Annotated in this window: 10 protein-coding genes; 3 read left to right on the top strand and 7 right to left on the bottom strand. The window is 66.9% G+C overall.

The window, feature by feature from the left end:
- Positions 1 to 96: 96 nt before the first annotated feature.
- Positions 97 to 978: a polymer-forming cytoskeletal protein gene (locus tag ACFR9S_RS06350; protein WP_379818290.1), complete on the bottom strand. Its 882-nt coding sequence runs from the start codon at positions 976 to 978 to the stop codon at positions 97 to 99.
- A gap of 168 nt (positions 979 to 1,146) precedes the next feature.
- On the opposite strand from ACFR9S_RS06350, the gene ACFR9S_RS06345 reads away from it, so the two are divergent.
- Positions 1,147 to 1,350 (top strand): DUF5800 family protein, encoded by a 204-nt coding sequence (locus tag ACFR9S_RS06345; protein WP_379730995.1) that lies wholly within the window; start codon positions 1,147 to 1,149, stop codon positions 1,348 to 1,350.
- A 7-nt stretch (positions 1,351 to 1,357) separates the two neighbouring features.
- Here the strand turns inward: ACFR9S_RS06345 and ACFR9S_RS06340 are convergent, their stop codons facing one another.
- Both ACFR9S_RS06340 and ACFR9S_RS06335 read right to left on the bottom strand, forming a co-directional pair.
- Complete coding sequence (locus ACFR9S_RS06340) at positions 1,358 to 1,612, bottom strand: hypothetical protein (protein WP_379730996.1); 255 nt, start codon at positions 1,610 to 1,612, stop codon at positions 1,358 to 1,360.
- A gap of 49 nt (positions 1,613 to 1,661) precedes the next feature.
- Positions 1,662 to 2,402, bottom strand: a complete 741-nt coding sequence (locus ACFR9S_RS06335) for a ribonuclease H-like domain-containing protein (RefSeq protein ID WP_379730997.1) — start codon at positions 2,400 to 2,402, stop codon at positions 1,662 to 1,664.
- 90 nt (positions 2,403 to 2,492) lie between these two features.
- Here ACFR9S_RS06335 and ACFR9S_RS06330 point away from each other — a divergent pair, with 90 nt between their 5' ends.
- Positions 2,493 to 2,669, top strand: coding sequence for a hypothetical protein (locus tag ACFR9S_RS06330; RefSeq protein ID WP_379730998.1), 177 nt, complete (start codon positions 2,493 to 2,495; stop codon positions 2,667 to 2,669).
- Here the strand turns inward: ACFR9S_RS06330 and ACFR9S_RS06325 are convergent, their stop codons facing one another.
- On the bottom strand, positions 2,670 to 3,623 hold the full coding sequence (locus tag ACFR9S_RS06325) for an NAD-dependent epimerase/dehydratase family protein (protein ID WP_379730999.1): 954 nt from the start codon (positions 3,621 to 3,623) through the stop codon (positions 2,670 to 2,672).
- 178 nt (positions 3,624 to 3,801) lie between these two features.
- Between ACFR9S_RS06325 and ACFR9S_RS06320 the strand changes: the two genes are divergently transcribed.
- Complete coding sequence (locus tag ACFR9S_RS06320; RefSeq protein ID WP_379731000.1) at positions 3,802 to 4,335, top strand: Rrf2 family transcriptional regulator; 534 nt, start codon at positions 3,802 to 3,804, stop codon at positions 4,333 to 4,335.
- Between the two features lie 24 nt (positions 4,336 to 4,359).
- Here ACFR9S_RS06320 and ACFR9S_RS06315 read toward each other — a convergent pair whose 3' ends face one another.
- The 3 genes from ACFR9S_RS06315 to ACFR9S_RS06305 form a co-directional block, all read right to left on the bottom strand.
- Positions 4,360 to 5,139, bottom strand: coding sequence for an MBL fold metallo-hydrolase (locus tag ACFR9S_RS06315; protein WP_379731001.1), 780 nt, complete (start codon positions 5,137 to 5,139; stop codon positions 4,360 to 4,362).
- Positions 5,140 to 5,634: 495 nt separating this feature from the next.
- The gene (locus ACFR9S_RS06310; protein WP_379731002.1) at positions 5,635 to 6,411 is read right to left on the bottom strand and encodes an MBL fold metallo-hydrolase; all 777 of its coding nucleotides are present in this window, start codon (positions 6,409 to 6,411) and stop codon (positions 5,635 to 5,637) included.
- A 111-nt stretch (positions 6,412 to 6,522) separates the two neighbouring features.
- On the bottom strand, positions 6,523 to 7,618 hold a 1,096-nt coding region (locus ACFR9S_RS06305), incomplete at its 5' end, for an ATP-dependent DNA ligase (protein WP_379818289.1).

The following is a 7,618-nucleotide window of genomic DNA, read 5'->3' as shown; positions in this document are numbered from 1 at the left end:
CACTCCGTTCGCTCGCTCGTCCCTCGCGCTCGCTCGCGCACGGAGGCGCGAGCGCTTCGCGCCGACAGCGTTCCCTCGCCGAGAAAATCGTGAAACTCAGAAATCAGGCGTCTGCTCCTGTGGGTCCGTCGGCGCCGAGTCGTCGGACTGCACCAACTGGATCTCGCCGTCGGCGCGCATCGTCCCCTCGACGTTCGCGCGCTCGTGGACGCGCAGGTCGCCACACGACACGTCGCCGCGGACGTTCGCGCCGGCGTCGATCGTGACGCGGCCGTCCCGCGTGCTCACGTCGCCGTGAATCACGCTGCCGGAGTGGAGGTGCACGTCGCCACGGGCGCGGACGCTGCCGAACAGCTCCGAGCGCTCCTCGATCGTCACCTCCGTCGCGCGGATGTTCCCGTGGAGTCGGCAGTCCGAGCCGATCGTCGCGGGCGTCGAGACGCGCCACGCGTCGTCGGAGACCGACGATCCCCGCGGGATCACCAGCGGCGCCTGCTCGGCCTCGCCGCCGTCGGCCAGCGCGTACGCCAAGTCGTCGGCGGCCTCCTCCTCGCCCAGCCGGAGAAGTTGGGAGAGCACGATGAAGTAGAACACCAGCGTCGGCATCGGGTTCCGGATCGTGATCCAGCCGTTGGCCTCGAACCCCTCCTCGATCTCCACGTCGTCGCCGATGTCCAGATCGCCCGAGACCATCAACTGCCCGCCGATCCGGGCGCGTTCCCCCAAGTAGGCGTCCTCGCCGACGAGCACGTCGCCGTCCACGTCGGTCCACATGTCCAGCCGACAGTCGTTCTCGGCCTCGATGTGGCCGCCGAAACTGCTCCGTTCGCCGGCCGCGGCCGAGCGGCCGCGGACTCCGAACTCGACGGTCGACTGGCCACCGACCAGCACGTCACCGTCGGTGACGAGGTCGTGCTCCTCGACCACGGTGCCGCTGGGGATGGACAGTTCGTCGAGCGGGTCCTGACGGAGCGACATACACGCGATAGGTCGGTCTCCATACTTAAAAGGCTCCGTCAGACATACATCTGGTTCTCGACAGTTGTTGCCGGCATCCGCGGCTGGACGGCCGCGTTCGGCGGTGACGAGGCCGAGGCTCGCCCCGGAAGCGTGAGGTTAACCCCCGGCGGCGTCGTACGTCGGCGCATGACCGCACTTTCGTTCGACGATGAGGGCGTCGACGTCGTCTACGAGGGCACCGAGTTCCGACTGGAGAAGGCGCTGATCGAGGAGGCGACCGAGAAGTCCTACCCAGACGTGACCGACCACGAGGTGCTCAAGATCGTCGAGGAGGACCCCAACATCTCGGGGGAACCCCGCCGAATCGGCGACATCGTCGAGTCGATCTGACGCCCGATCAACTCAGCCCGTACTCGTCGTGGTCGTCCTCCAGTCCGTCGGCCTCCGCGACGAGGTAGCCCATCAGGTCCTGGGCGCTCTCCGCGACGGCCTCGAGGTCGTCGTCCGACCGGCCGGTCACCGACACCGACAGCTCCCGCAGCCCCAGATCGACTCGCGGGACGGTCTCGTCCTCCCCGGACGCGTCGGCCGCGCGTCGACGGGCCTCGCCGCCGGACGCGTCACTGCTCTCGTCGCCGCCGTTCTCTCCCATACCCGCGGGACTCTGGCCGGTCGTACAAAAGTCTCCGGGCCGCCCCGCCTCAGCCGTCGACGAACGTCCGGCGGTCCAGCCGTTCGGTCGCCTCGTCGGCCAGCGTCCGGAGGTTGACGGCGTCCTCGCGGTTGTAGGAGATCAGCGTCTCCAGCGAGCCGTCCTCGCCGCGCTCGTGCTCCTTCCAGAGGCGGACCGCGTCGCGGCCGGAGATGTCCGGTCGGTCGCGCTCGATGCCGATCTCCTGCTCGATCGGCTTCAGGCCGCCGGAGAGCCCGAGTTTCTTGCAGGTGTACATCAGGTCGAGGTGGGGCGTCTCCACGTCGAGGCCGAACGAGGTCTCGAGGAACGGCACGTCGAAGCGCTTCCCGTTGAACGTCACCAGCAGGTCGGCGTCCGCGAACTGCGCCCGGACGTTCTCGGCGGTCAGGTCGTCGCCGTTGACGAGCGTCGTCGTCTCGCCGTCGCGGTGGAACGAGACGGTCGTGACCTCGTTCCGTTCCTGATCGAGCCCGGTGGTCTCGATGTCGAAGAAGCAGGCCGAGTCGCGGAAGTTCTCGTAGAGCCGCCAGCGCTCGCTGGAGGGGAACTGCTGGTCGAAGAAGGCGGCGTCGCCGGCGTCGAGGCGGGGCCGGGCCTCGTCGATGAACGATTCGACGCGCTCGCCGGTCTTGCGGCCGACCGCGCTCGGGTGGAAGTCGTCCCAGTGGGTGATGTCGTCTTCCCAGAGCCGGCGTTCGGTCGTCTCGCCGACCCCGCGGACGGGGATGAAGGAGTTCTCGACGCGCATGGCTGGAGTGGGGCGGTTCCGGGTGATAAACTCGGCGCTCCGTGGGGGAAGGCGAAAGAACGAGGTAGCGACCGCGGGAAGCCGTGGGCCGTGAACCAGACAGTTTACCGACTCGGGCTGTTGACGCTGCTCCTCGGCGGTTTCGTATCGCTCGGCGCGGCGACTGCCGGCGGCGGGGTCGGCCTCCTGTTGCTCGCCCTCGGGTATCTCTTCGGGCTGATCGGCGTCCTCCAGCCCGACTCCTCCGGGCTGGCGGACAGCGAGTAGCTACTCCTGTAGCCGTTCGCGCTCGCTCTCGCCGTCCTCGCGTTCCTTGTACGGCTCGCACACCCGGCTCACGCCCTCCTCGAAGCTGATCTCGGGCTCCCAGCCCGTGGCGTCCTTGAACTTCGAGGGGTCGGCGTGGGTGTGGAAGACGTAGTTCTCCAGCGGCACCGGCTCGTAGACGGGGTCCACGTCGGTCCCCAGCTCCTCGTTGATCATGTCGACCATCTCGTTGAACGTGTAGGGGTCACCGACGCCGAGGTTGTACACGCCGTCGAGTTCGTTCTCGGCGGCGAGTTCGAGGCCGCGGACGATGTCGTCGACGTGGGTGAAATCGCGGGTCTGCGTGCCGTCGCCCCAGAGCACCGGCGACTCGCCGTCGGCGATCGCGTCGGCGAACTGGGCGATCGTGTTTGCGTACTCCCCCTTGTGTTCCTCGTTGCCGCCGTACCCCTGATAGACGGAGAAGAAGCGCATCCCCGCGAGCGTGAGGTCGTGGAAGTCGGAGTAGTACTCTGCGTAGCGCTCCCGGCCCATCATCGACGCGTCGTACCCCGTCGACGCCTCGACGGGCATCGCCTCGCTGCAGGGGTCCTCCTGACTCCCGTAGATCGAGGAGGTCGAGGCGTAGACGAACGTCTCGCAGCCGTCGTCCATCGCCTGCTCGACGACGTTGACGAACCCCTCGATGTTGACGCGGGCGCCCTGCCGGGGGTTCTCCTCCAGCATCTCGCGGGAGGAGAGCGCGGCGAGGTGGAACACGGCGTCCACGTCGGTCGGGAGGTCGTCGTCGAGCACGTCCGCCTCCGCGAAGATCACGTCGTCGTCGAGGTTCTCTGGCGTGCCGAGGTAGCAGTTGTCCAGCGCGATCACCTCGTTGTCGGCCGCGAGGTGGTTCGAGAGGTTCGAGCCGATGAACCCCGCGCCGCCGGTGACGAGCACGCGCTTGCCGTTCATGTGCGAGCCTCCACCCGGCGGCGGCAAAGGCCTGTCGTTCGGCGATACCCACGTCCGTCCGGACCAAGCCTATTTCTGAACAGTTCTGTGGAACGATCCGGGTATTCTCCCCAAACATCCTCACTTCGGCCGCCGGTGTGCGCAGATTTATGTGCTTCCGCCGGTCACATCTCGACAAATGTCTTCGATCGAGCTCACGGCCAGCCAGCGTACGATTCTTAGGGCGCTCGTCAACCTCCACGGCGAACGCGAGTCCGCGGTCAAAGGCGAGGCGATCGCCGAGGAGGTTGGCCGAAACCCCGGGACGATCCGCAACCAGATGCAGAGCCTGAAGGCGCTCCAGTTGGTCGAGGGGGTCCCCGGCCCGAAGGGCGGCTACAAGCCGACGACCAACGCGTTCAACGCGCTCGACGTGCAGCAACTGGACGAGCCGGCGTCGGTGCCGCTGGTCCACGAGGGCGAGGAGCTATCCGGCGTCAACGTCGAGGAGATCCGCCTCACCAGCGTCCACAACCCCGACCTCTGTCGGGCCGAACTCCACCTGCGCGGCTCCGTCAAGGAGTTCCACGAGGGCGACGAGGTGCGCGCCGGCCCGACCCCGCTGTCGGCGCTGGTCGTCGAGGGCACCGTCGACGGGAAGGACACGACCGCGAACGTGGTCATCCTCGAGATCGAGTCGATGGCGGCGCCGGCCGGAGACGCCGCGCACTGAGCGCACGGTCCACCGCTCGCTGTTCTACCCCTCCCGTTCGTCCAGCACCACCGGCACACCCCGTTTGGCGACGTCCGCCGCGAACGCGCCGGAGTCGGCCTGCAAGATCTCGATCGTGTTGTAGTGGACCGGCAGCACCAAGTCCGGATTCATGCGCTCGGCGAGGTCGGCCGACTCCGCGGCGCTACTGACGACCGTCCCGGCGATGTTCGCGAGGAACAACGACACTGACAGCTCCGCGAACGCGTCCAGCGCGTCGCTGTCGCCCGGCCAGAACACCGACGTGCCGCCGATGGCGAGCCGGTAGCCGACGCCGAACCCCTTCGGGTGGCTGACGTTCCCGTCCACGTCGGCCCGCGGGCCGTCCGGCTCGTTGTACGCCGGGACCGACCAGACGTCCGCACCGCCGTCCGGCCCGTCGACAGCGAGGTGGTCCTCCTCGCCGATCCGGACGACGTCGCCGGGGAGTTCGGAGACGGGCGCTACGTCGCGGTCGATTCCTGCCGGGTCGACGGCTTCGTAGACGACGACGGTGGTGTCCTCGTTCGCGACGCGATCGATCCCGTCGGAGTCGTAGTGGTGATCGTGGGTGACACAGACGAGATCGGCGTCCTCGGGGCGGTAGTCGGTCGATCGCGGGTGGGCGGCGTCCGTGGGGTTGCCGCCGCCGACGGGGGTCCAGTCGCCCGTGAGCACGCCGTAGCGGCCGGGGTCGAGGTAGGCGACGAAGCCGCCCGGGGTCTCGATTCGGGTGGTCGCGTAGCCGAGCCACGTGACGGCGAGGCCGTCGTGATGGACAGTCATAGTCGGGGGTGGGGTCGGGGGGTCCTTAGGGGTTGTTGGAGCGGTATTCGGCGAATATTCAGTGGCGGGGTTTCGGGGCAGCGTCGTGGTGTAGTTCGCCGATTACTGCGGCAGCAACAGCATCCCGGTGCTAGACCACTTGCGACCGCAGTGTGCTGAGCACGAGGCTCGGCACAGTACCGATTCCCCACCCCTCCCCCCGCGGCCGGTGGTGGCGCGCGACGTGAGCGCCTCCGTGGGCGAACGAGCGCGCGAGGGATGAGCGACCGAACGAAGTGAGGGAGCGAATCGGCTGGGGAGGTCTGTGGGCTGTGCGGAGCGGTGCGGTCACAAGGTGCCAACGAACGAGATGCTGTTACAGTTACAGTACCCGTCACTCGTAGCACGGCTTCTCCGTTCAGAATAGGCTGTGGAACAGACGACAGATATGCGGGGTCGGAGAGCAGCCGCGTCCAACTCGGGGGTACGACCGAATCAGAAGTGAAACACGTCCGCCTATTGGATCGTGTACTCTTCGAAGTCGGCCCCCAGTTCAGCACCGGCCGCTTGTGCGTTCTTCTCTAATTCGTGAGTGTGCTCACGACGTGCGTGCTCACTGGCGTTTACGAGGACAGTTCTATCGGCGTCAAGTTTCGCTATCGCCGCACTCAATTCGTCTGCTGGCCCGTGATTGAGGCCCACGAACGGTGACCCCTCACAGACGAAGAGGTCGATATCTGTCGCGGGCGGTTCATCCACGAAGCTCTCCATATCCGGGGCGTATGCGATCGCTCGATCACCTTCTCTGACGACGAAACCGACGGTTTCGTACTCAGGACGCATATGTTCGACAGCGAACGGGCTGATCTCCAGTTCTCCGATGGAAACGCCAGTCGGACTCCACGTCGGTTCCAGTAGGTCGAGAAAGTAGTCGAACGAATCTCGGAGGTGGTCGGTAGCCGTCTCGGTCATATGGAGATCGAACGAATGTGCATCCCCTGCGCCGTTCCACGCCGTCTCGGTTCCGGAACGGAGGGTCTGGAGCAGTCCGAGCAGTCCATCAGCGTGGTCACGATGGAAATGTGTCAAAAAGAAGGCGTCTACCTGATAGGTCTCTGTCTGCTGAAGTTGGTCGACCAGGTCCGGTCCGATATCGAGTACAACTGTGGTGTCGCCGCTCTCGACGAGGACTGCGGGTCGACGACGTGGTGCGCTCTGCTCGCAGTATTCACAATCACAGAGTGCTGCAGGCATCCCTGTCGCGTCGCCAGTCCCGAGGAGGGTGACACGCATAGCCAACCTGTTCCCGAGTCAACTAATAAGGATTCTCAATCGTCGTCTGAGATGGGTACAGACGATGCACTGGGAAGCTCGTGGCCCGTACCGAAAGTTCTCCTCAACCGATCAGTCGTCCACCGAAACCGAATCCACACCTTCGGCCAACCGCTCCACACGCTCGACTGTATCCGCGTCTTCCGCCGACTTATCTTCCCGAACGCCCACGAACCGCGGGAAGCGCAGCGCGTAGCCGGCGCCGTAGGTCGGCGACTCCTGAATCTCCTCGTACCCCACCTCGAACACGACCTCGGGCCGGAACTCCACGGTCTGCCCGTCCTCGCTGACGACGTGGGGTTCGAGCAGCTCGGTGAGCTCGGCGAGCGTCTCGTCGGTGATCCCCGTCGCGACCTTCCCGACCGTCTCGTAGCCGTCGTCGCTCCCCACCGCGAGCAGGAACGTCCCGAACTCGTTGGCGCGGCGGCCTTCGCCCCACTCCGCGCCGACGACGACGCAGTCCAGCGTCTCCACGTCGGGCTTGCGCTTGAGCCAGTCCTGCCCGCGGTCGCCCGGGGTGTACGCCGAGTCGGGCCGCTTGAGCATGATCCCCTCGTGGCCCGCTTCGAGCGCGTCCTGCTCGAACGCCTCGATCTCGTCGGCGTCGTCGCTGTACAGCACCTCGCTCGCCGCCTCGGGCAGGAGCGCCGAGAGTCGGCCGTGGCGCTCCCGGAACGGGCGTTCGAGGAGATCAGTTCCTTCGACCTCCTCGCGGCCGTCGAGCAGGCAGTCGAACGCGTGAAGTTCGAGTTCGACGGTCTCGCGCATCCGCTCGACGTCGTGTTTCCGGCGGAACCGTCGGAGCACCTCCTGGAACGGCAGCGGGCCGCCGTCGTCGTCGACGGCCACGACTTCGCCGTCGAGGATCGCCGGCGCCGTCAGTCGCTCCTCCGCGAACTCCCGGATCTCGGGGAGCGCGTCGGTGACCTCCGAGGTGTTCCGCGAGTAGAGCCGCACCGTCGGGTCGTCGGGCGTCGGCTCGCGGTCGGCCTCGGGCGGCGCGATCCCGTCGGGGTGGTGGTGGAGTTGGACGCGCGCGCCGTCGAACTTGATCTCCGCGGCCACCGCCTCCCAGGACTCCAGCGCGCCGGTGACGGTGCCGGCCTGCGCGAGCATCGACTGGACGGGGCGGCCGACGGTGAGGCTCATCTCGGCGAGCCCGTCGTTG

Origin of the sequence: Halolamina salina (genome assembly GCF_042678005.1) — an archaeon.
Lineage (GTDB): Archaea > Halobacteriota > Halobacteria > Halobacteriales > Haloferacaceae > Halolamina > Halolamina salina.
The sequence above is the reverse complement of the archived record's forward strand: the minus strand, read 5'-3'. Positions and strand labels throughout refer to the sequence as shown.